Consider the following 22,180-nt stretch of genomic DNA (forward strand, 5'->3'; position numbering starts at 1 on the left):
CGGCGCGGTCCGGCACCGTGCCTCCCGTCCGCCGGTGGCGCGTCCCTGCACGCCGTTACCGTTCCGTGACACTGTGCACCCGCCGGCGCGCATCGCCGCAGGCGTGCGGATCGGGCGGGACCCCCGTCCGGGTGACACGCCGTTCCCTGTGAATCCCGTGGCAGCGACCGACCTCGCGCTCCCTAGCGTTGCTGGCTGTTCCGGGCCGGTACCGATCGGCCTGCCCCACCACGAGGAGATCGCGAATGGGTTCCGACCCCAGCAGTACCGACACCCGGCCACCCCGACGTCTGCGGGTCAGCGACGTCACGGTGGTCGACCGGAGCATGATGCGCCGGGCCGTCAGCGGCATGGTCGTCGGCAACACGATGGAGTGGTACGACGTCGGGGTCTACGGCTACCTGGCGGTCACGATGGGCCGGGTGTTCCTGCCCACGGCCGAACCGTCGGTGCAGATCCTGTTCAGTCTCGGGGTGTTCGCGGCGACCTACGTCGCGCGGCCCCTCGGCGGGATCGTGTTCGGGCGGCTGGGGGACCGGCTCGGACGACAGAAGGTGCTCGCCACGACGCTGATCCTGATGGCGTCGTCGACCTTCCTCATCGGGGTCCTGCCTGCGTGGTCGACCATCGGTGCGGTCGCTCCGGTGGTGCTCGTCGTGCTGAAGCTCGCGCAGGGGTTCTCGACCGGTGGTGAGTACGCCGGGGCCACCACGTTCGTGACCGAGTACGCCCCGGACCGTCGGCGCGGCTTCTTCGCGAGCATCCTCGACTTCGGCAGCTACATGGGATTCGCGCTCGGTGCGACCGTGGTGACCGTGCTGCAGGTGACCCTGGGCGAGGAGACGATGACCGCCTGGGGCTGGCGCCTGCCGTTCCTGCTCGCCGGCGTGATCGGTGTCGTCGCGATCTGGTTCCGCCTGCGCATCGAGGAGTCGCCGGTGTTCCAGGCGACCCAGGCCGCGCAGGAGGCCGCCGCGTCGGACCGCGAGGCCGCAGCGGGCGGCCGACCGGCGAACGTGCTCGTCATGGTGCGCGACCACTGGCGCCCCATCGTCATCGCGATCATGCTCGTCGGCGCATCGAACACGGTCGGCTACGCGCTGACCTCGTACATGCCGACGTACCTCACCGACTCGCTCGGCTACTCCGCGATCGACGGCACGCTGCTCACCATCCCCGTGCTCGTGCTGCTCGCCGTGATGCTGCCGGTCGCCGGACGGCTGTCCGACCGGATCGGTCGCCGCACCGTGATGTGGATCGGCGCCGGGACGACCGTCGTGCTCGCCGTCCCTGCCTTCCTGCTCATCGGGCACGGCGCGCAGTGGTCGACCCTCGCCGGCCTCGGGCTGCTGGCGCTGATGACCGCGCTGTGGGTGTCGAACCAGGCGGCGTCGCTGCCGGCGCTCTTCCCGACGTCGACCCGGTACGGCGGCATGGGCTTCGCCTACAACATCGCCATCGCGGTGTTCGGCGGGACGACGCCGCTCATCGTGCAGGCACTCCTGACCGTCACGGGGGACCAGCTGGCGCCCGCGTACTTCCTCGTCGCGATGAGCGTCGTCGGAGCGTTCGGTGTGTTCTGCATGCGGGAGTCGTCGCAGCGCCCGTTGCCGGGGTCGATGCCCGCGGTGGAGTCCGAGGACGAGGCTCGCGAGCTCGTCCTCACGCAGGACACGAACCCGAACCTCGACCTGGGGGACCTGCCGTTCGCGGCGCAGGACCGGGCGGAAGCAGCCGCCGAGCGCTGACGGTGTGCGGCTCGCCCGGGTGACCGGCTCCCGGCACCCGATGCGCGGTGCCAGGTTCGCGACGTTGCACGTGTCGATCGACGCGTGCAACGTCGCGGTTCGCGCGTCACCCGCGTCTTCCGGGATTCCCACGTCCCTGGCGATCAGTGCCTCCGCCGTCGGTGCCGGCGCCGGCGCCCGCGCCCGCGGCGGTCGGCTGTCCGGGGCGCTCAGTCGTGCCGGTGCTCGTGCGACGGATCGAGCGCCGGCCACACCGGGAACGGGTCCGGCCACCGACGCCACACGTCGGGCCCGGCGAGCAGTTCCTCCGGGGTGAGGAGCGCACCGTCCAGCGCACGTTCGACGGCGTGCACGTCGAGGCGCTCGCCGACGAACCAGATCGCCTGACCGACCGGTGCGTCCTCGTCCCACGACGGGTTCGCGGTCGGGTCGAGCGCCAGCATCGCGCCGAAGCTCGACCACGAGCCGACGTGGTCCGGCCGTGACGCCAGTCGGAAGAACCCCTTCGAGCGGAGCACCCGGCCGTTCGCCCCCGCCGCGAGGTCGTCGGCGATGACGTCGGCGAGCCGCCCCGGGTGGAACGGCAGGGGCTCGCGGTACCGCACGGTCACCAGGTCGTCCCGCGGACCGCGCCCGGTGTCGGTCCGGCCGGAGTCGGACGACAGGGCGCGCATCCACCCGGCCCCCGAGGCCAGCAGCCGTGCTGCGCCGCCGTTGGACGCCGGCAGGTCGAGGGCGCTGCGCACGGCGGGCGCGGCGACGATCACCGCGTGCGGTGCCATGCGGTGGAGGAGGGACACGAGGGCGCGACGTCGTCGCCCGGACAGCGGCTCGACCCGGTCGAGCGCGATCACCGTGGCGTACTCGACGACGGAGACCACCCGCTCGGCCGCGACGAAGGCGTCGTCCACGTCGGACCAGAGCAGGTGGGCCACGTCGTCCGCGCGGAGCACGGCGACCACGTGGCGCAGGATCCGATCGTCCCCGGTCTCCGAGCGCGCGGCGTTCGCGAGCATCATGCCGACCGCGCGGACGTCGACCTCGGGCGCCAGCGTCACGACGAGGTCGTGGTCGGCATCGGGTCCGCACACGCGGTCGAGCTGGTCGCGCCGCGCGGCGATGCCCCGGGCCGCGGCGAGGGCGTTGCCGGCGACGTGCATGCGGTGGCCGCTGCTGATCCTGCCGGCGACGCGGACGGCGTCGGCATCGTGCAGGGCGGTGACGAGGGTGATTGCTGCGGGGCGCATGTCGAGTACCCTACATGACAACCGTTCTCAACAAGGAGCCGGTGCAGGAAGGAGACCCCGTGAAGGTCCGCAACTCGCTCAAGGCGCTCAAGAAGATCCCCGGCTCGCAGATCGTGCGTCGCCGCGGTCGCGTGTACGTCATCAACAAGCGCGACCCGCGCTGGAAGGCCCGCCAGGGGTAGGTCACCGGCCGTCCGTAGGGTGGGGTCATGCGACTCCTGCTCATCCGGCACGGCCAGACCCCCGCGAACGTGAACGGTGTCCTCGACGCCGAGGTGCCCGGGCCCGGGCTCACCGAGCTCGGGCAGCAGCAGGCGGACGCGCTGCCCGCGGCCCTGGCCGACCGCGGGATCGAGCGGCTCTTCGTCTCGTCCATGGTCAGGACGCAGCACACCGCCGCGCCCCTCGCTGCCGCGCTCGGGCTCGAACCCGTCGTGCTGCCGGGGCTCCGTGAGATCGAGGCGGGCGACCTGCAGGGCAAGCGCGACCGGACCTCGGTGCAGCTCTACATCTCGACCGTGCACGGCTGGTCGGCGGGCGACCGCGCGGGCCGGATGCCCGGTGCCGAGAGCGGCGACGACTTCTTCGCGCGCTACGACGACGCCGTGCGGCAGATCCTCGGGACCGGGGTCGAGGTCGCGGCTGCCTTCAGCCACGGCGCGGCGATCCGCACCTGGGCCAGTGCGGTCGCGCAGAACACCCCGGACGAGTTCGGCACGAAGCGGCACCTCGAGAACACCGGGATCGTCGAGGTCGAGGGGTCCTTCGAGGACGGCTGGCGCCTGGTCGACTGGGAGGGCGAACCTGTCGGTGGCGAGGACCTCATCGACCGGACGGCGCAGGACCCCACCGGCGACGCGTTCTGACGGCCGAGCCGCGCCCGAGAAACCGGCGTCGACTCGAGACGCCCGCAGCCGAGCAAGACGCCGCCGGAACCGGCGGCGTCTCGTCGGGAAGGCGGCGTCTCGTCGGGAAGGCGGCGTCTCGTCGGGAAGGCGGCGTCTCGCCGGGAAGGCGGCGTCTCGCCGGGACGGCGGCGTCTGGTGATCCGACCGGTGCGCGGGTGCGTGACCACGCGACGGACGGGAGGCGCGGTGCCAGCCGGCACCGCGCCTCCCGTCCGTCTGCGCTCGCGTGGACTACGCGGGCTGCGCCGTCGTGTGCAGCGGCACGATCACGCCGTGCGACTCGCGCAGGACGTCGAGCGTGCGCTGGACCTCGTCCGTGCGCTCCTCGGTGTCCCAGCCCAGGGTGTCGGCGAGCACGTCCGCCAGCTCGTCGAGCAGGTCGATGGTGACGCCGCCGACGAAGGCGAGGTTCGTGCGTCGGAGCACCACGTCGACCAGGTGGACCGCCTGCTCGTGCTGCGCGAAGTACGCGACCTCGGCCCGCGTGAGCGAGGGGTCGGACTCGAGGGGCTCGACCGGGCCGTCGGTGAGGACGTCCACGACCTCGGCCGCACGGGTGCCGTAGCGCTCGAGCAGCCCCTCGACGACGGACTCGTCGAGGCCGTCACGATGCGACTTGATCCACAGCGCCCGCTGCGCGTCGGTCGTCGGGAAGTCCTTGCCGCCGCCGATTGCCATGCCGGTCGTGTCGACCTTCCGGGCGGTGCCGAGCTTCGTGGTGACGTCGCTCGACAGGTGCGCGGCCAGGGCGCGGAACGTGGTCCACTTGCCACCGACCAGGCTCAGCACCGTCGTGTCGGGGAGGCCGGCGATCGGGGTGTCGACGATCCGGTAGTCGCGGGACACGAAGCCGGGGGCGGTGTCCTCGTGGCGGGGGAGCGGTCGGATGCCCGAGTAGCTGTAGACGATGTGGTCGCGGGTGACCTCGATCTGCGGGAAGACGTGCTTCACCAGGCCGAAGAAGTAGTCGATCTCCTCCTCGGTCGTGGTCACCGGCTTCGACGGGTCCGCGTCGATGTCCGTCGTCCCGATGAGCACCCGGCCCTTGAGCGGGTAGATGAGGACGATGCGGCCGTCGTTGTTCTCGAAGAACAGCTCGCGGCCCTTGGTCGCCTCGAGCAGCTCGTCGTTCTTGACGACGATGTGGGAACCCTTCGTCCCGCCCATGAACTTCGTCTCGCCGCCGAAGGCCTGGTTCGTCAGGTCGGTCCAGGGTCCGGACGCGTTCACGACGACGTCGGCGGTGAACACGAAGTCCTCGCCGGTCTCCCGGTCGCGCAGGACGACGCCGCCGTCACGGGTGCCGGCTGCCTCGACGTAGTTGACGGCGCGGGCGGTCGCAGCGCTGCCGGTGCCCTGCGCGGCGGCGAGGCCGTCCTTGAGCACGTCGAGCGCCAGGCGCTCCGGCTCGTGCACCGAGGCGTCGTAGTAGGTGCCTGTGTACTTGAGGTCCTTGTTGAGCGCCGGCATGTCGGCGAGCGCGGCCTTCTTGGTGAGGAAGCGGTGCTTCGGCACCGAGCCGCCGTCACGCGAGAAGGAGTCGTAGATCGTCATGCCGATCTTGATGAGCGCGGCACCGCGCTCCTTGGTCGAGCGCTGCTTGTGGGTGAGCATGCGCAGCGGAGCGTTCATGATGCCGGAGAACGTCGAGAAGATCGGCATCGTGGTCTGCAGCGGCTTCACGTAGTGCGGAGCGATGCGGATCAGGCCGTTGCGCTCCTGCACGCTCTCGCGCACGAGACGGAACTCGCCGTTCTCGAGGTACCGGATGCCACCGTGGATCATGTGGCTCGACGCGGCCGAGGCCCCGCCGGCGTAGTCGCCGCGCTCGACGAGCACGACATCGACCCCCTGCAGGGCGAGGTCGCGGAAGGTGGCGATGCCGTTGATGCCGCCACCGACGATGAGGACCTGTGCGTTCGGGCGCTCGGTGAGCGCGCTGACCGTCTTCCGGGGCTGCGTCTTCTTCGACATGGTGCGTCGCTTCCTTGGTCGGTTCCGTGGGACTCCTCCGATGGTGCGCCTGTGTGGGAGGGCGGGCAACTTGCGTGCACGAACGTGCAGCACACGTGTCGGTCAGGTCGGCGGGCCGGCTCCCGACGCCGCTGCGGGTGCGGGGGCGACGGCCGGGAGGCGCGACAGGGGTTGCAGAGGCCCTGCACGTCCGTGCATGCTCGATTCCGTGAGTGACGCAGCGCAGCCGATGCGAACGCAGCAGGCGCTGCGCGCCGCGCACCTGTACTACCTGCAGGACCTGACGATGGACGCCATCGCCGACGAGCTGGGGACCTCGCGGTCGTCGGTGTCGCGCCTCCTGAAGTACGCCAGGGACACCGGGCTGGTGGACATCCAGATCCGCTCGCCCCTCGACCAGGCCGCCGCGCTCAGTCGCAACATCCGCGCGCGGTTCGGCGTCCACGCGCACGTCGTGCCGGTGCCGGACCACACGAGCGACGTGGACCGGCTGGAGCGGGTGGCGCTGTCCGCGGCGCGCATCCTGACGCAGTACGTCGAGTCGAACATGGTGATCGGCATCTCGTGGGGATCGACCGTCAGCGCGGTGAGCCGCTACCTGGTGCCGAAGACGACGCACGGGTCCACCGTGGTGCAGATCAACGGCGCCGCGAACACCCGCACCACGGGCATCGTCTACGCGTCGGAGATCCTGCGCCGGTTCGGCGAGGCGTACGGCGCGTTCGTGCAGCAGTTCCCGGTGCCGGCGTTCTTCGACGACCCGGCGACGAAGGAGGCGCTGTTCCGCGAGCGCTCGATCCGCCGCGTCCTCGACCTGCACGAGCGGATGGACCTCGTCGTGTTCGGCGTCGGTGCTCCGCAGGCGCCGGTGCCGTCGCACGTGTACTCGGGCGGGTACCTCGACCCGTCCGACCGCGACGAGCTCACCGAGGCCGGCGTCGTCGGGGACGTCTCGACCGTGTTCTACCGCGCCGACGGCTCGTGGAAGGACATCGGCGTGAACGCCCGGGCAGGTGCGCCGGACCTCGACACGATCAAGCGGGCGCCGCGTCGGGTCTGCGTGGTCGCCGGGCGCTCGAAGGCGGCGTCGCTCAAGGGGGCGCTCGCGGCCGGGCTGGTCACCGACCTCATCCTGGACGAGAGCGTCGGGCAGGCGATCCTGCAGCCCTGACCGCTCCGCCTGGATCAGGTGCCGACCTACTTTGTCGGTGGTGCCCCGTAAGTTCTGGTGCATGGTGCCTTCTCACGAGAACCCCGATCGGGTGGAGTCCGACGGCGCCGTCCCGGCGGCACCTGCGACCGCGACGGACGGCCGCTCCTTCCGCCGCATCGCCGGCACCGACGTGGATGAAGCCCTGTCGTTCTTCACCGGCGACTACGACTTCCGGGCGCCCCGGGTCCGACGGACCCGGCAGCGTCCCCAGTGGGACTTCGCGGGGGTGAGCGACGGGCTGCTGTCCCTGCGGACGGCCCGGTTCCTCGTCGACCTCCGGACCGAGAGTGTCGTGGACGACCAGGTCCTCGTCGCGTGGTTGCGGTCCGGGTCCAGTACCCTCACCTTCGGCGGCCGGAGCATCGACCTCGAGCCCGGCGTGCCCGTGGTCCTGCCCGATGCGTACGAACTGCACCACCGCGACATCGGGCTGAACCTGGTGCAGCTCGACAAGGCGCACGTCAGGTCGCTCGTGGGCGATGCCGACTTCACGTTCGACGCGATGCACCGTCCGACCGCCGACGGCGTGCGCACCTGGCAGTCGGTCGTGCGCGCGCACTCGTCGACCTGGTTGCACAGCGACAACGACCTCAGCCCGGCGGCACGGCGCGGGGTCGTCGACGCCTTCGTGACCGCGGCGGTCGACGCCTTCCCGCACCGCGAGCGCTGGCAGTCGACGGTCACCGGCAACGGTCCGGAGCACGCCCGACTGCGGCTGGCGCTCGAGTACGTGCACGCCCACGCGCGGGACGCCATCGGGACCGCCGAGATCGCTGCGGCGGCCGGGCTCAGTCCGCGTGGGCTGCAGCAGTCACTCCGGCGGCACCTCGACCAGACGCCGGGTGACCTGCTGCGCAGCGTGCGGCTCGACGGCGCCCGAGGGGACCTGCTCCGCGGTGACCGCGACGACACCAGTGTGGCGGACATCGCTCGCGCCTGGGGGTTCGGGCACCTCGGCCGGTTCTCGGCGACCTACCGCGCCCGCTTCGGCGAGCTGCCGAGCGAGTCGCTCCGCACGCACTGACCAGCCGGGATGTGCGCGGGCCGAGCCGAATCTCGTGCGACCGTATCGGCGGAAACCGTGCAGATGTTCGGCGGAAACGCGTCCGAAACGAACTCCGGCGCATCGTGGAGGCGTCCTGCACCGCCCACGAAGGAGTCCGTGATGCTGATCGGCGTCCCCACCGAAGTCAAGAACAACGAGTACCGCGTCGCGGCCACGCCGGCGGGTGTGGGTGAGCTCGCGCTGCACGGTCACCGCGTGCTCGTGCAGGCCGGCGCCGGAGCCGGATCGTCCTTCTCGGACGACGAGTACCGGGCTGCGGGAGCCACCGTCGTCGGCGCGGCCGCCGAGGTCTGGGAGCAGGCGGAGCTCGTCCTCAAGGTGAAGGAGCCCGTTGCCTCCGAGTACCCGTCGATCCGTCCGGGACAGGTGCTCTTCACCTACCTGCACCTCGCTGCCGACCGGCCGCTCACCGACGCGCTCGTCGCCTCCGGTGCGACCGCGATCGCCTACGAGACCGTGCAGCTGCCGGACCGGTCGCTGCCGCTGCTCTCGCCGATGTCCGAGATCGCCGGGCGACTCTCCGTGCAGGTCGGCGCCGATCAGCTCATGCGCACGAAGGGCGGCCGCGGACTGCTCCTCGGCGGGGTCCCCGGCACGCCGCGCGGCCGGGTCGTCGTCATCGGCGGCGGGGTCGCGGGGGAGCACGCCGCGACCATGGCCCTCGGGCTCGGCGCCGAGGTCACGGTGTTCGACATCAGCCTGCCGCGGCTGCGTGCGCTGGACGCCCGGTTCGACGGTCGGATCACGACGCTGCGGTCGTCGTCGCACGCGATCGCCGATGCGCTGCGCGAGGCGGACCTCGTCGTGGGGTCGGTGCTCATCCCCGGTGCCTCGGCGCCCAAGCTCGTGACCGACGCCATGGTCGCGGACATGCGGCAGGGGTCGGTGCTCGTCGACATCGCGATCGACCAGGGCGGCTGCTTCGAGGGCTCGCGGCCGACCACGCACGACGACCCGACCTTCCGCGTGCACGACGCCGTCTACTACTGCGTCGCGAACATGCCGGGTGCCGTCCCGCGCACCAGCACGATCTCGTTGACGAACGCGACGCTGCCCTACGCTCTCGCGATCGCCGACCAGGGGTGGGAGCGGGCCACCGAGGTCGACCCGGCCCTCGCGAAGGGCGTGAACGTGCACGCCGGCCAGGTCGTGAACGAGGCCGTCGCGGCCGCGCACGGCCTTGCGGCCGCCGCGCGCTGACGCGCCGGCGCCGCGCGGGCGGCCGCCGGGCGCGGCTACGCCGCGCGGGCCGCGGCCGCGGCCGCGGCGCCGGCCGCGCCGCGCGCCCCGCGCGAGCGCGCGGCCCAGCCGACCCGGGCGCGCACCACGAGGGTGACCACGACCGCGGCGGCGATCGCCACGACGGCCGTGACCGCCGTCGGCACGGACACGAGCGGCCCGTCGAGCCGTCCGACCGCGACCCACGCGAGACCCCAGGACAGCGCCGCGGTCGGTGCGAATCGTCCGCCGCCCCAGATCGCCAGGAGCACCCCGACGAGCCCGGCGACCGCGGCGACGAGCACGCCCCAGGCGTCCTGCCCGAGTCCGAAGCCCCGGAAGCCCGCGGCCGTCAGCACCGCAGCGGTGTTGGCCGCGGTCGCGACGCAGACCCACCCGAGGTAGAGCCCGAACGTCCCGTCGGTCACGATCGCCTCGACGGCACCGGAGGGACGCGTCCGCCGCAGCACCGCGAACGCCCAGACCAGGACGCCGAGCAGCGCGACGATGATCGGCTCGCTCGCCCACAGGAACCCGAACTGCACGGACAGGATCCAGGCCGCGTTGAGCAGCAGCGACAGCACCGCGGGGACGAACAGGCGCTCGTGGCGCTCGTCGTCGGCGGTGCGGAAGAACTGCCGCACCGTGTAGGCGATCAACCCGACGTAGACGACGCTCCAGATCGAGAACGCGGGGCCGGCCGGTGCGATCGCGGTCGACGACGCCGAGAGTGCACCGCCGGCTGCTTCGGCGATGGGGGTCCCGCCCGCTGCGCCCGAGCCGACGAAGGCGCCGACCACTGCCACCACAGCGCTCACGGCGACCGCGATGCGCTTCCAGATCTTCTTCATGTCCGCTCCGTTCGTCAGCATGCTGATGACCCGTACGGTAGGCCCGTGCCGTCGCGTCGGACGCAGCCGACGTCCAGGTGGCCGGGGGACGGGCCGACGGGCGGTGCGTACGGTGGCATCGTGACCGTCGAGCTCAACACCGTCTACGTCGACCGCATCGCCCCGATCGCCTGCCCGTCGCTCGACGACACCTTCCGGATGATCGGCGAGCAGGGCGCCAGCGCGTGCATCGTGCTGCACCGCCCCGACGCCGAGGAGCTCGGGGACGTCGCTGTCGCCCTCGGGCTGCACGAGCTCGCGGTCGAGGACGCCGCCGAGGGGCACCAGCGCCCGAAGCTCGAACGCTACGGCTCGACGCTCTTCACGGTGCTGAAGCCGGCGGTCTACCACGACGGCCCGGAGGAGGTGGAGTTCGGCGAGGTGCACGCCTTCGTCGGGCAGGACTTCTTCCTGGCGGTCGTCCCGGCGGACCCACGTGGCGCGCAGGCCGTCCCGCACGCGCTCCGACGGCTCAGCGGCAAGCCGGCCCTCGTGACGGCGGGACCGCAGGCGCAGCTCTGGGCGCTCATGGACTCGATCGTCGACGGCTACGCACCGGTGATCGACGGCCTGGAGGAGGACATCAACCAGATCGAGGACCAACTGTTCTCCGGGGTGGCGGGGGTGTCGAGGCGCATCTACGAGCTGTTCGGCGAGGTCGTCGACTTCCAACGCGCGGCCCGTCCGCTCATCGGCATCATCGAGAACCTGCACCGCGGCGCGGAGAAGTACCACCTGCCGGTGGAGCTGCAGCGCCGCTTCCGCGACGTCCTGGACCACGTCATCCGCACGGTCGAGCGACTCGACACCTTCCGACAGCTGCTGCAGAACGCGCTGACGGTCGACTCGACCCTCGCCGCGCAGAAGCAGAACGACGACACGAAGCGCATCTCGGGCTGGGCGGCGATCCTGTTCGCGCCGACGCTCATCGCGGCGATCTACGGGATGAACTTCACGCACATGCCCGAACTGTCGTGGACGTGGGGGTACCCGCTGTCGCTCGTCGCGATGATCGCCTTCGCCGCGATCCTGTTCGTCGTCTTCAAGGTGAAGCGCTGGTTCTGACGACCCACCGTCCCGGACGGCCCGGCCCCGCCGGTTCCGCGGACCCTCGCGCGTCGTGTTGCGCAGCACGCGCCGCGCCAGCCAGGCTCGTCGTGCCCACGACGCACAGGCGTCGACGACGCCGACCGGAGCAACGATGCCCACCACCACGAACGACCTCGTCCACCTGACCGCCGGTGGGGTGTCCGTCGTGCTCGACTGCCGCGACGGCGCGCTGCCCGCCGTCGTGCACTGGGGCGCTGCCCTCGGGCCGCTCGCCCACGACGAGCTCGTCGCCCTCGCGGACGCCGACGTGGCCCCGGTCGCGAACAACGAGGCCGACGTGCCCGTCCGCCTCGCACTGCTGCCGGAGCCCCACCGCGGGTGGACCGGTCGCCCCGGGCTCTCCGGCCACCGTGGTGGTCGCGACTGGTCACCGGCCTTCACCGTCACGGCGATCGACGTCGACGACACCCACGTGACCGCCGAGGCCGAGGACACCACCGCGGGCCTCGCCGTCCGCGTGACGCTCGAGCTGCTCGTGTCCGGCCTGGTGCGCGCCCGCGCCGCCGTCACGAACACCGCCGTCGGCACCTACACGGTGGACGACCTGACCGTGGCGCTGCCCGTGCCCTCCCGCGCCCGCGAGGTCCTCGACTTCGCCGGCCGCTGGGGCAAGGAGCGCACCCCGCAGCGTCGCGAGCTCGTCGTCGGCACGCACGAGCGCGACAGCCGCAAGGGTCGCACCGGAGCGGACGCCGCGACCGTGCTCAGCGTGGGGGAGCCCGGATTCGGGTTCGCCCGCGGTGAGGTCTGGGGCGTGCACACCGCGTGGAGCGGGAACCACCGTCACTTCGCCGAGCGGCTCGCGACCGGGCGCCAGGTGGCCGGTGGTGGCGAGCTCCTGCTCCCCGGCGAGGTCCGCTTGGACACCGGCGAGACCTACGAGGGCCCCTGGGTGTACGGCGCGTGGGGTGACGGCCTCGACGACCAGGCCCGCCGGTTCCACCACTGGCTCCGCAGCCGCCCGCAGCACCCGTCGACCCCGCGGCCGGTGACGATCAACGTCTGGGAGGCGGTCTACTTCGACCACGACCTCGCCCGCCTCACCGACCTCGCCGAGCGGGCCGCCCGGCTCGGCGTCGAGCGGTACGTGCTCGACGACGGCTGGTTCCGCGGTCGCCGTGACGACCACGCCGGTCTCGGTGACTGGTACGTCGACGAGGACGTCTGGCCGGACGGCCTCGGTCCGATCGTCGACCGTGTCCGTGCCCTCGGCATGGAGTTCGGGCTGTGGTTCGAGCCCGAGATGGTGAACGAGGACAGCGACCTCGCCCGAGCGCACCCGGAGTGGATCATGCAGGCGGACGGCCGGCTGCCCGTCCGCTCGCGTGACCAGCAGGTGCTCAACCTCGCGATCCCGGAGGCGTACGCGTACGTGCTCGAGCGGATGACCGCGATCATCGGCGAGTACGGCGTCGACTACGTCAAGTGGGACCACAACCGCGACCTGGTCGAGGCCGGGCACCCGGGCGGCGGGGCAGCCGTGCACGAGCAGACCCTCGCCACCTACCGCCTGATGGCGACGCTCAAGGAACGCTTCCCGGGGCTCGAGATCGAGTCGTGCTCGTCCGGCGGTGCGCGTGTCGACCTCGCGGTGATCGAGCACACCGACCGCGTGTGGGTGTCCGACGACATCGACCCCTTCGAGCGTCAGCAGATGCACCGCTGGACGCAGCAGCTGCTGCCGCCGGAGCTCCTCGGCGCGCACGTCGCCAGCGGGGTGAACCACACGACGGGCCGTTTCCACGACGTGTCCTTCCGAGCGGGCACCGCGCTGATCGGGCACTTCGGCATCGAGTGGGACCTCGCGCAGGCCACCGCGGACGAGGAGCGCACCCTCGCGTCGTGGATCGCGCTGCACAAGGAGTGGCGCGCACTCCTGCACGGCGGCCTGCTCGTCCGCGTCGACGAGGTCGACCCCACGCGCCTGGTGTACGGCGTGGTCGCCGAGGACCGCCGCCAGGCCGTGTTCTTCGTCGCGAGCACGGGCCGGTCCGAGGTGTCGGGCATCGGGCGCGTGGTCCTCCGTGACCTCGACCCGGACACGCGGTACCGCGTCGACCCGGTCTTGGTCGGCGAGGACCACGAGGTCCGCGCGCCCGACTGGTGGTCCGGCGACCGCGTCTTCAGCGGCCGCGTGCTCGAGCAGGTCGGCCTGCAGCCGCCGCTCCTGCCGGCGGACCGAGTGGTCCCCTTCCGCGTGACGGCCGTCTGACCGCGACGCGACCAGCAGCCGGACGGGAGGCCCGTGGCGGTCCCGCCACGGGCCTCCCGTCCGTCCACGGGTGCCGTCGGCCGTCCGTGGGCCGGTCGCGATCGCCGCTAGGCTTCCGGTCATGCCGCAGACCGGGAACGCGACACGCACGACCACGCCGGTCTGGGCCCTCAAGCTCGCCGTGATCACCGGGCTCGTCGGCATCGCCGGCGGCGTCGCGGGCATCTCGGTGTGGCTCGCCCTGCAGGCCATCCAGTTCGTCGCCTTCGGGTACCCGTTCGGCGGGCACCGCGAAGCGGCCGATGCGCCCTCCGGGCTCAACCGCTTCCTCGCGCTCGCCGCGGCCGGCGTGCTCACGGGCGTCGCGTGGTGGGCGCTCCGGCGGTGGGCGAAGCCCGTGGTGTCGGTGACCGGCGCGGTCGACGGCAAGCGGATGCCGGCGCTCGCCACGGTCGCGAACGCCGCGGTGCAGATCCTGGCCGTCGGGCTCGGCGCCTCCATCGGCAAGGAGGTCGCGCCCCGCGAGATCGGTGCCTGGCTGTCCCAGCTCGTCACCGCTCGTGCCGGCCTGACGGGGCGCGAGACGCGCATCCTCGTCGCCTGCGGTGCTGCTGCCGGCCTGGCGGCGGTGTACGACGTGCCGCTCGGTGGCGCGCTCTTCGCGGTCGAGGTGCTGCTCGGTGAACTCACGTTCGCGACCGCACTGCCGGCCTTCGCGACGAGCGCGATCGCCGCGTTCACCGCACGGCTCGTGATCCCGGACGAGGTGCTCTACGACGTGCCCGCGATGCACCTGTCGCCGTCGCTGCTGGTCTGGGCGGTCGTCGTCGGGCCGCTGCTCGGGTTCGCGGGCGTCGGCTTCGTGAAGCTCACGAACCGGCTGCAGGCCACGGCGCCGAAGGGGTGGCACCTGCTCGTCGTGCTGCCCGTCGTCTTCGCGATGGTCGGGCTCATCGCCGTGCCGTTCCCGGAGATCCTCGGCAACGGGCGCGCGCTCGGCCTCGTCGCGATGAACGCCACGACCGAGGGACCGACGTTCGCCGGGCTGTCGCCGATCGTGTTCCTGCTCCTCCTCGGCATCATCCGCACGATCACGACCTCGGCGACCATCGGAGCCGGTGCGGTCGGTGGCACGCTGACGCCCTCGATCGCCGTCGGCTCCGCGGTGGGCGCCGCGCTCGGCGGCCTGTGGGTGCTGCTCTGGCCCGCTGACGGGTCGAGCCTGGCGGCGTTCGCGTTCGTCGGAGCGGCGGCCTTGCTGGCGACCACGATGCGAGCGCCGTTCACCGCGCTCGTGCTCGTCGTCGAGTTCACGCAGGAGGGCACGGACATCCTCATCCCGTCGCTCCTGGCGATCACGGGCTCGGTCGCGGTCTCCTACCTGCTCGCGCGGCGACGCAGCGCGCAGATGGTCTGAGTCGTCCGTCCGTCCGGACCGGGTCGGGCCGGCCGCGACACCGGGCCGGCCGCGACCCGGACAGGCGCCGGAGCCGCGACACCGGGCCGGCCCACCCGGACAGGCGCCGGGGCCGCGCCTACCATCGGCGGCAGGTCGGGGCGACGGGCCCCGCACGAGGCGAGGAGCCGTCCATGGCGGGGTTCGACGACATCACGAAGAAGGCACAGGAGCTCCTGAAGGACGGCAAGGTCCAGGACGCCCTGAAGAGCGAGAAGGCCGAGGACGTCAGCGACAAGGTCCTGGGCGGCGTGGCCGACGCGGTGAAGAAGGCCACGGGCGGCAAGTACGACGACAAGATCGACGCCGCACGCGAGCAGGCCGACAAGCGCATCGGCAACGAGTAGCGGCCGGCCTGCCTGCGTCCCGCCGCCGTTCCGGCTCCTTGTCCGCTGCAGGCGATTGGACGCACGGGGCGGGACCGACCACGATTGACCGCGTGACCGTGCTCGCCCCGAACCAGCCGCTGACCGAGTCCGAGGTCGCCGCGATCAAGCGGGACTTCCCGATCCTCCAGCAGGAGGTGAACGGGCAGCCGCTCGCGTACCTCGACTCCGGCGCGACGGCCGAGCGGCCGCGGCAGGTGCTCGACGCCGAGCGACGGTTCCTGGAGCACGACAACGCGGCCGTCCACCGCGGTGCGCACATGCTCGCGGCCCTGAGCACCGACGCCTACGAGGACGCACGGGCCACGGTCGCCGGCTTCGTCGGGGCGTCGTCGCCGTCCGAGGTCGTCTGGACGGCGAACGCCACCGACGCGCTGAACCTCGTCGCGTACGGCATCGCGAACGCCAGCCGTGGACGCGGGGGAGCGGCGGCGGAGCGCTTCCGCATCGGCCCCGGCGACGAGGTCCTGGTCACCGAGGCCGAGCACCACGCGAACCTCGTGCCGTGGCAGGAGCTCGCCGCGCTCACCGGGGCGACCCTGCGCTGGGTCCCGGTGGCCGACGACGGCACCTGGACCGCCGAGGACGCGGTCTCCCGGATCACCGAGCAGACGAGGATCGTGGCGTTCGCGCACGTCTCGAACGTCACCGGCATGGTCGCGCCCGTCGCCGCGGTGGTGGCAGCGGCCCGCGCGCACGGCGCCCTCGTCGTCCTCGACGCGTGCCAGTCCGCGCCGCACCGGCCCCTCGACGTGCAGGAGCTCGGCGTCGACTTCGCCGCGTTCTCCGGGCACAAGATGCTCGGGCCGAACGGCATCGGCGTCCTGTGGGGTCGCGGGGAACTCCTCGACGCCCTGCCGCCGTTCCGCACCGGTGGGTCGATGATCACGACCGTGACGATGGAGTCGTCGGAGTACATGCCGGCGCCCGAGCGCTTCGAGGCCGGGACGCAGCCGGTGTCCCAGGCCGTCGCACTCGCCGAGGCGGTCCGCTACCTGCAGGGCATCGGCATGGAACGCGTCCGCGCCCACGAGGAGCACCTCGCCCGCCGGATGCTCGACGGTCTGGCGGCGGTGCCGGGCATCCGGGTCGTCGGCCCGCCCGCCGGGGTGCCGCGCTCCGGACTCGTTTCCTTCGACGTCGACGGGGTGCACGCCCACGACGTCTCGCAGTACCTCGACGCGCAGGGCATCGCGGTCCGGTCCGGGCACCACTGTGCGCAGCCGCTGCACCGTCGGCTCGGACTCGTCGCGACCAGCCGGGCGAGCACCTACGTGTACACGACCGAGCAGGACGTCGATCGCTTCCTGACCGCCGTCGGCGAGGTCCGCGGGTACTTCGGAGCGGCCTCGTGAACGGCCTCGACTCCCTCTACCAGCAGGTCATCCTCGACCACGCGAAGGCGCGGCACGGCGACGGCGTGCTCGACGGCGCCGACGCGTCGCACTTCGAACGGAACCCCACCTGCGGCGACGAGATCACCGTCAGCGTGCGGCTCGAGCCCGGGTCGGACCGCATCGCGGCCATCGGCTGGCAGGGCGACGGGTGCTCGATCTCGATGGCCTCGGCGTCGGTGCTGACCGACATGGCCGTCGGCCGGACCGTCCCGGAGCTGCTCGAGCTCACCGAGTCCTTCCGCACGATGATGCGGTCGCGCGGGGCCGGGGAGCCCGACGAGGACGTCCTCGAGGACCTCGTCGCCTTCCACGGCGTCTCGAAGTTCGTCATGCGGGTGAAGTGCGGGATGCTCGCCTGGGTGGCTGCCGAGGCTGCCGTCCGCGAGGCCACCGCGGTCTGAACCGGTCCGGTCAGCTCCCAGGAGCGGCACCGACGTGTGCGAGCACGACCGGGTCGCTGCACCCCCGGGCGAACCCGGCGATCCGTCGGTCGATGTCGCGTTGCAGGACGAACGCGCCGATGCGCTCGGCCAGCGGTGCGAGCCAGGCGGGTCGGCACGTGAAGTTGTAGCGCCACACCGCCAGCGTGCGGCCCGGCTCGCCCTCCACCGGCGTGAAGCGCCACCCACCGCCCATCTTCTCGAAGAACCACGAGCCCTTCGTCATCTTCATGCCGACGTTCGAGGGCGGGTTGTACGAGACGTACTCGCTCTCCATCCGCAGGCCCGAGCGCTGCACCGTGAAGGTCCGGACGCCCTTCGCCGGCGCGTCGGCGCCGATGAGGTGCTGTCGACGGATGAAGGGGTCCCAGCGCTTCCGGACCGGTCCCTGCACCTGCGACACGGCGAAGGCGACCTCGACGGGGACGGGGACGACGCAGCGGGACTCGACGACGGGCACGCCGCCATGCTGCCACGCGAGATCGACTCAGGTCCGCGGCGCCGTGCGTCGGGCGGGCGTCACACGGCGTCACCTCACGTGACGCGTCGGGCTGCTGGACGTAGCTTCGCCGCGTGACCTCGACGAACGAGACCCGGCAGATCCGCTTCAACGCGTTCGACATGAACTGCGTCGCGCACCAGTCCTCGGGGCTGTGGCGCCACCCCCGCGACCGTTCGCGGCACTACAACGACCTGTCGTACTGGACGGACCTGGCGCAGCTGCTCGAGCGCGGGCGCTTCGACGGCATCTTCATCGCCGACGTCCTCGGCACCTACGACGTGTACGGCGGGACGAACGAGGCCGCGCTCCGCACCGGTTCGCAGGTGCCGGTGAACGACCCGATCCTGCTCGTCTCCGCGATGGCCGCCGTGACGGAGCACCTGGGCTTCGGCATCACCGCGGGGACCGCCTACGAGCACCCGTACCCGTTCGCCCGGCGCATCTCGACGCTCGACCACCTGACGAAGGGCCGCATCGGCTGGAACGTCGTCACCGGGTACCTGCCGAGCGCCGCGCGCAACATGGGGCAGACCGACCAGCTCTCCCATGACGACCGCTACGACGTCGCCGACGAGTACCTCGAGGTGCTCTACAAGCTGTGGGAGGGCTCGTGGGAGGACGACGCCGTCGTCGAGGACCGCGAGACCGGTGTCTTCACCGACCCGTCGAAGGTGCACCCGATCGAGCACCACGGCACGCACTTCGACGTGCCCGGCATCCACCTGACCGAGCCCTCGGTCCAGCGCAGCCCCGTGGTCTACCAGGCGGGCGCCTCGCCCCGCGGCATCCGCTTCGCCGCCGAGAACGCCGAGGCGGTCTTCGTCGGCGCGCCGACCATCCCGCAGCTCGCCGCGACCGTCGGCAGGATCCGTGACGCCCTGGAGGCCGCTGGTCGCGACCGCTACGCCGCCCGCGTCTACACGCTGCTCACCGTCATCACCGACGAGACCGACGAGGCAGCGCAGGCCAAGTACCGCGACTACCGGTCGTACGCGTCGGCCGAGGGCGCGCTCGTGCTCAACTCCGGCTGGATGGGCGTCGACCTGTCGCAGTACGACCTGGACGAGCCGCTCGGCAACATCGAGTCGAACGCGATCCAGTCGGCGGCGGCGAACCTGTCCGCGGCGACGGGGGAGGACGGGTCGAACTGGACGGTCCGGGACATCGCGGAGCACACGGCGATCGGCGGCCTCGGTCCGGTGGCCGTCGGTTCCGGGGCGAGGATCGCCCAGCAGCTGATCGACATCCAGGAGCAGACCGACGTGGACGGGTTCAACCTGGCGTACGCGGTGACCCCCGGCACGTGGGAGGACGTCATCGAGTTCGTCGTGCCCGAGCTCCGCGCGCGCGGTGCCTACCCCGACGAGTACGTCGAGGGGTCGCTCCGTCACAAGCTGCACGGCCGCGGCGACCGGCTGCCGGAGGAGCACCGCGGAGCCCGGTACCGGGTCGGCTCGCGGGCGACCGTCTGACCGATCGCGCGGCGGGCTCCGACCTGACCGCCCGTCGGGGCGTGCGACGTATGGTGGTCGGGTGATCGGGTCGTCCTTCGTCGTGCGCACCGCGGACGACGAAGCGACCGCGGCCGCCTGCATCGCGCTCTGGGTCGCCGCCGTCGCGGACCGGGACGGGGTGCCGGCCTCCGACGCCGTGCGCGCACGTGCGCACGAGAAGTTCGCCGCGGAGCGGGTGGCCCTGGTGGTCGCCGACGACGGCGGCGCCCCGCTCGGGTTCGCCCTCGTCACCGCACCCGGCACCGGCGGCGCGCCGAGCGACGGCGCGTACCTCAGCCTCCTCGCGGTCGCGCCGGCGGCACAGGGGCACGGACTCGGCCGTCGACTGCTCACCGCCGCGGTGGACGCCGCCGCAGCCGCCGGGCACGACCGGTGCGAGCTGCACGCGCTGGACGACAACGCACCCGCCCTCGCGCTCTACACGAGCGCGGGCTTCCGACCGGTCGGTGACCCGTTCCCGCACGCGCTGAACGGCCGTCCGACCCGGGTCTGGCAGGCGGCCTCCGTTCGGTGAGGTGAGGCTCACCTCACCACGAAAGCCCTGATCAGGCTTGCCTCACCTTGCTGGCGCGAACTGCTCCGGAGTGGTTCGATGGCCGTCATGTCGACCGCATCGGACCTCTCGCTCCCCACCTCCGAGCACGACGACGCCACCAGCGCCGCGCGGCTCAACTGGCTCCGGGCCGGGCTGCTCGGCGCGAACGACGGCATCGTGTCCGTCGCGGCCGTGCTCGTCGGGGTCGCCGGAGCCGGCGCGGGCACGGGACCGATCGTCGCCGCCGGCACCGCGGCGCTCGTCGGCGGGGCGATCTCGATGGCCCTCGGCGAGTACATCTCGGTGAGCGGTGCCCGCGACGCGCAGCGCACCGGGCAGGCCGCCGAGCAGGCGAAGCTCGAGGCCGACGCCGAGGACGCCCCGGCGCTCGCGGCGCACTACCGGTCGCTCGGGGTCGAGGGGGACGTCGCGGATGCCGTCGCGCGGGAGCTGACGCGGCCCGAGGTCCGTCGTCGCCGCGCCGAAGCGGCCCTGCACGACGCCGAGGACGAGATCGTCAGCCCCTGGCGTGCCGCCTGGGTGTCGGCGGCGACCTTCACGGTCGGCGCACTGCTGCCGTTCCTCGCGATGCTGCTCGCGCCGGAAGCCCTCCGCGTGCCGGTCACCGTGACCGCCTCGCTCGTCGCGCTCGCCCTGACCGGCACGACCGGTGCGGTGCTCGGCGGTGCCCGTCGGGGTCGCGCGGCGCTGCGGGTGGTCGTCGGCGGGGCGCTCGCGCTCGCGGCGACCTACGTGGCCGGGGCGCTGCTCGGGACGCACGCGCTCTGACCGGACGGGGACGGTCGCGTCTGCTATCGCGATCAGCGACCACTCGCGTCAGGGCGATGCGCTCCCGGGAGCGACCCGAGGCCGTCCCCGCTCGTGGCGTCAGGGAAGCTGGGGTCGGGCGATCAGTTCGAGGAAGCCGCCGAGCGCACCCTCGAGGTAGATGATCCGTGTGCCGGTCCGGGCGCCACTGGTCATCTCGTGCGGTTCCCCGACGGGCCGCCAGCCGTGTGCTGCGCAGAGGTCGAGCACGCGGTCGAGGTCCGAGACGGTCAGCGCGATGTGGACCGTGCCGGTGTGCGCGGGGGAGTCGGATGCTCGACCCGAGCGGGGAGGGTCGTACTGCAGCAGTTCGATCCGTTGGTCCCCGAGCGTGACCGTGGCTGCACGGATGGTGGATCCCTCGACACCGGTGGTCGCAGTCGTGGTCCGCGTGTCGAGCGTGAAGGTCCGTTCGAGCGCGAAGCCGAGACCGGAGCACCACAGCACCAGCGCGTCGTCGAGGTCGTCCACGGTGAGCCCGGCGTGAGCGACGTCCGAGACGAGTGGTGCTGTCATCCGATCAGTATCGCGCTCCACCGGACAGCTCGGCCCACGGGCACTGTCGTCGCGATCACGACGTGCGAGCAACCGGAGCCGAGGGGCGCGGAACGACGACCTTCGTCGCACCGGGAGTACGTGGTCGAGGAGAGGGCGGGATGCTCCTCGCTGCCGTGGTCGAGGACCTCGAACCGCCCGGCCTGGAGCGCACGCTCCCGTCGACCCGAGATGCACACGGTCTCTCCGCGCAGTTCGGCTTCGCACCGTCGGCTGACCCGTCCGAGCTCATGGTGCGCGTCCGGTGATCGATGGTCCAGGGCCACGGGTGTGAGGTGGACGCATGCAGATCGGAGAAGCCCTGTTGCCCACACGGTCCGCGTCGGTCGTTGCCGGGTTCTTCGACCGACTCGGGTGTGAGGTCGAGCGGGACGGTCCGAGCGTGACCGTGACCGTGGCCATCGGCCTGAGCCGGCTGCGCTTCGTGGAGAGCGACTCCGAGGGCGCTCACCACCTCGCGTTCACCATCCCGACCGGGTCGTTCGACCTGGCCCGCCGGTGGCTCGGACAGCGCGTGCTGCTCCTGTCGATCGACGATCGGACGGAGTTCGGAGGACCCCCGTCGTGGGACTCGCGGTCGATGTACTTCGACGGCCCTGATGACCAGGTGCTGGAACTCATCGAACGTCGAGCCCTGCCTCCCCGAGAGGTGGAGTCCTTCGCCGCTGCCGATCTCGTGTGCGTGAGCGAGATCGGCGTGGCAGTCCCGGACGTCCTCGCCGCGGTCGCGACCCTGCGAGCAGCAGACCTCCAGCCCTACGGGAACGAGCCCACCAGCGAGTTCGCTGCCGTCGGAGACGTCGACGGTCTCCTCATCCTGGTCACCCCCGGCCGCGCGTGGTTCCCGACCAGCACGCGTCACGTCGCGGACACCGCCGTCACGGTGCGCACCTCCGTGCAGCAGGAGGTGACGCTCGGTGCTGGGAAACGCCTCCAGCCCGTGACTGCTGGTCTCGGCGGACGTCCGGTGATCGACTGAAC

At 72.2% G+C, this 22,180-nt stretch carries 22 protein-coding genes; 17 read left to right on the forward strand and 5 right to left on the reverse strand.

Annotated features, from left to right (window positions below):
• Positions 1 to 245 precede the first annotated feature (245 nt).
• The gene (locus tag ACIQFY_RS06130) at positions 246 to 1,748 is read left to right on the forward strand and encodes an MFS transporter (RefSeq protein ID WP_326495356.1); all 1,503 of its coding nucleotides are present in this window, start codon (positions 246 to 248) and stop codon (positions 1,746 to 1,748) included.
• 209 nt (positions 1,749 to 1,957) lie between these two features.
• Here the strand turns inward: ACIQFY_RS06130 and ACIQFY_RS06135 are convergent, their stop codons facing one another.
• Positions 1,958 to 2,995 carry a GTP-binding protein gene (locus ACIQFY_RS06135; RefSeq protein WP_326495357.1) on the reverse strand — a complete coding sequence of 346 codons (1,038 nt, stop codon included), beginning with the start codon at positions 2,993 to 2,995 and terminating at the stop codon, positions 1,958 to 1,960.
• A 59-nt stretch (positions 2,996 to 3,054) separates the two neighbouring features.
• Between ACIQFY_RS06135 and ykgO the strand changes: the two genes are divergently transcribed.
• A complete protein-coding gene (ykgO, locus tag ACIQFY_RS06140) occupies positions 3,055 to 3,177 on the forward strand; it encodes a type B 50S ribosomal protein L36 (RefSeq protein ID WP_058743312.1) in 123 nt (40 codons plus the stop codon).
• A 27-nt stretch (positions 3,178 to 3,204) separates the two neighbouring features.
• The gene (locus ACIQFY_RS06145) at positions 3,205 to 3,861 is read left to right on the forward strand and encodes a histidine phosphatase family protein (RefSeq protein ID WP_400338795.1); all 657 of its coding nucleotides are present in this window, start codon (positions 3,205 to 3,207) and stop codon (positions 3,859 to 3,861) included.
• A 273-nt stretch (positions 3,862 to 4,134) separates the two neighbouring features.
• Here ACIQFY_RS06145 and ACIQFY_RS06150 read toward each other — a convergent pair whose 3' ends face one another.
• On the reverse strand, positions 4,135 to 5,877 hold the full coding sequence (locus ACIQFY_RS06150; protein ID WP_400338798.1) for an FAD-dependent oxidoreductase: 1,743 nt from the start codon (positions 5,875 to 5,877) through the stop codon (positions 4,135 to 4,137).
• Positions 5,878 to 6,106: 229 nt separating this feature from the next.
• On the opposite strand from ACIQFY_RS06150, the gene ACIQFY_RS06155 reads away from it, so the two are divergent.
• The 3 genes from ACIQFY_RS06155 (at position 6,107) to ald (ending at position 9,356) form a co-directional block, all read left to right on the forward strand.
• The gene (locus ACIQFY_RS06155; protein WP_251154656.1) at positions 6,107 to 7,048 is read left to right on the forward strand and encodes a sugar-binding transcriptional regulator; all 942 of its coding nucleotides are present in this window, start codon (positions 6,107 to 6,109) and stop codon (positions 7,046 to 7,048) included.
• Between the two features lie 61 nt (positions 7,049 to 7,109).
• Positions 7,110 to 8,114, forward strand: coding sequence for a helix-turn-helix domain-containing protein (locus ACIQFY_RS06160; protein WP_400338800.1), 1,005 nt, complete (start codon positions 7,110 to 7,112; stop codon positions 8,112 to 8,114).
• Between the two features lie 141 nt (positions 8,115 to 8,255).
• The gene (gene ald / locus ACIQFY_RS06165; protein WP_400338803.1) at positions 8,256 to 9,356 is read left to right on the forward strand and encodes an alanine dehydrogenase; all 1,101 of its coding nucleotides are present in this window, start codon (positions 8,256 to 8,258) and stop codon (positions 9,354 to 9,356) included.
• A gap of 35 nt (positions 9,357 to 9,391) precedes the next feature.
• Here the strand turns inward: ald and ACIQFY_RS06170 are convergent, their stop codons facing one another.
• Positions 9,392 to 10,246 carry a tryptophan-rich sensory protein gene (locus tag ACIQFY_RS06170; RefSeq protein WP_400338806.1) on the reverse strand — a complete coding sequence of 285 codons (855 nt, stop codon included), beginning with the start codon at positions 10,244 to 10,246 and terminating at the stop codon, positions 9,392 to 9,394.
• Between the two features lie 99 nt (positions 10,247 to 10,345).
• On the opposite strand from ACIQFY_RS06170, the gene ACIQFY_RS06175 reads away from it, so the two are divergent.
• The 6 genes from ACIQFY_RS06175 to sufU all read left to right on the forward strand — a co-directional run bounded on the left by ACIQFY_RS06175 (position 10,346) and on the right by sufU (position 17,226).
• Positions 10,346 to 11,329, forward strand: a complete 984-nt coding sequence (locus tag ACIQFY_RS06175) for a magnesium and cobalt transport protein CorA (protein WP_326495362.1) — start codon at positions 10,346 to 10,348, stop codon at positions 11,327 to 11,329.
• 136 nt (positions 11,330 to 11,465) lie between these two features.
• Positions 11,466 to 13,586, forward strand: a complete 2,121-nt coding sequence (locus ACIQFY_RS06180) for an alpha-galactosidase (RefSeq protein WP_400338809.1) — start codon at positions 11,466 to 11,468, stop codon at positions 13,584 to 13,586.
• A 121-nt stretch (positions 13,587 to 13,707) separates the two neighbouring features.
• Entirely contained in the window at positions 13,708 to 15,003 is a 1,296-nt protein-coding gene (locus ACIQFY_RS06185; RefSeq protein ID WP_400338810.1) for a chloride channel protein, read from the forward strand.
• A gap of 173 nt (positions 15,004 to 15,176) precedes the next feature.
• Positions 15,177 to 15,389, forward strand: coding sequence for an antitoxin (locus ACIQFY_RS06190; protein WP_066655469.1), 213 nt, complete (start codon positions 15,177 to 15,179; stop codon positions 15,387 to 15,389).
• A gap of 98 nt (positions 15,390 to 15,487) precedes the next feature.
• The gene (locus tag ACIQFY_RS06195; RefSeq protein WP_400339233.1) at positions 15,488 to 16,783 is read left to right on the forward strand and encodes an aminotransferase class V-fold PLP-dependent enzyme; all 1,296 of its coding nucleotides are present in this window, start codon (positions 15,488 to 15,490) and stop codon (positions 16,781 to 16,783) included.
• Positions 16,780 to 17,226 (forward strand): Fe-S cluster assembly sulfur transfer protein SufU, encoded by a 447-nt coding sequence (sufU, locus tag ACIQFY_RS06200; RefSeq protein ID WP_066655467.1) that lies wholly within the window; start codon positions 16,780 to 16,782, stop codon positions 17,224 to 17,226. Before ACIQFY_RS06195 ends, sufU begins: the two co-directional genes overlap by 4 nt.
• Before the next feature lie 10 nt (positions 17,227 to 17,236).
• On the opposite strand, the gene ACIQFY_RS06205 is transcribed toward sufU, so the two are convergent.
• The gene (locus ACIQFY_RS06205; protein ID WP_209684973.1) at positions 17,237 to 17,725 is read right to left on the reverse strand and encodes an SRPBCC family protein; all 489 of its coding nucleotides are present in this window, start codon (positions 17,723 to 17,725) and stop codon (positions 17,237 to 17,239) included.
• 113 nt (positions 17,726 to 17,838) lie between these two features.
• Between ACIQFY_RS06205 and ACIQFY_RS06210 the strand changes: the two genes are divergently transcribed.
• The 3 genes from ACIQFY_RS06210 (at position 17,839) to ACIQFY_RS06220 (ending at position 20,605) form a co-directional block, all read left to right on the forward strand.
• Positions 17,839 to 19,239 carry an LLM class flavin-dependent oxidoreductase gene (locus ACIQFY_RS06210; RefSeq protein WP_400338813.1) on the forward strand — a complete coding sequence of 467 codons (1,401 nt, stop codon included), beginning with the start codon at positions 17,839 to 17,841 and terminating at the stop codon, positions 19,237 to 19,239.
• Positions 19,240 to 19,300: 61 nt separating this feature from the next.
• Positions 19,301 to 19,795: a GNAT family N-acetyltransferase gene (locus ACIQFY_RS06215; RefSeq protein WP_066655463.1), complete on the forward strand. Its 495-nt coding sequence runs from the start codon at positions 19,301 to 19,303 to the stop codon at positions 19,793 to 19,795.
• A gap of 87 nt (positions 19,796 to 19,882) precedes the next feature.
• On the forward strand, positions 19,883 to 20,605 hold the full coding sequence (locus ACIQFY_RS06220) for a VIT1/CCC1 transporter family protein (RefSeq protein ID WP_209684975.1): 723 nt from the start codon (positions 19,883 to 19,885) through the stop codon (positions 20,603 to 20,605).
• Positions 20,606 to 20,704: 99 nt separating this feature from the next.
• Here ACIQFY_RS06220 and ACIQFY_RS06225 read toward each other — a convergent pair whose 3' ends face one another.
• A complete protein-coding gene (locus tag ACIQFY_RS06225; RefSeq protein ID WP_400338818.1) occupies positions 20,705 to 21,160 on the reverse strand; it encodes a VOC family protein in 456 nt (151 codons plus the stop codon).
• A 140-nt stretch (positions 21,161 to 21,300) separates the two neighbouring features.
• On the opposite strand from ACIQFY_RS06225, the gene ACIQFY_RS06230 reads away from it, so the two are divergent.
• The gene (locus ACIQFY_RS06230) at positions 21,301 to 21,447 is read left to right on the forward strand and encodes a hypothetical protein (protein WP_400338820.1); all 147 of its coding nucleotides are present in this window, start codon (positions 21,301 to 21,303) and stop codon (positions 21,445 to 21,447) included.
• A 134-nt stretch (positions 21,448 to 21,581) separates the two neighbouring features.
• On the forward strand, positions 21,582 to 22,178 hold the full coding sequence (locus ACIQFY_RS06235) for a VOC family protein (RefSeq protein ID WP_400338821.1): 597 nt from the start codon (positions 21,582 to 21,584) through the stop codon (positions 22,176 to 22,178).
• Positions 22,179 to 22,180 lie beyond the last annotated feature (2 nt).

The sequence above is a fragment of the Curtobacterium sp. NPDC092190 genome (genome assembly GCF_044755625.1).
Taxonomy (GTDB): domain Bacteria; phylum Actinomycetota; class Actinomycetes; order Actinomycetales; family Microbacteriaceae; genus Curtobacterium.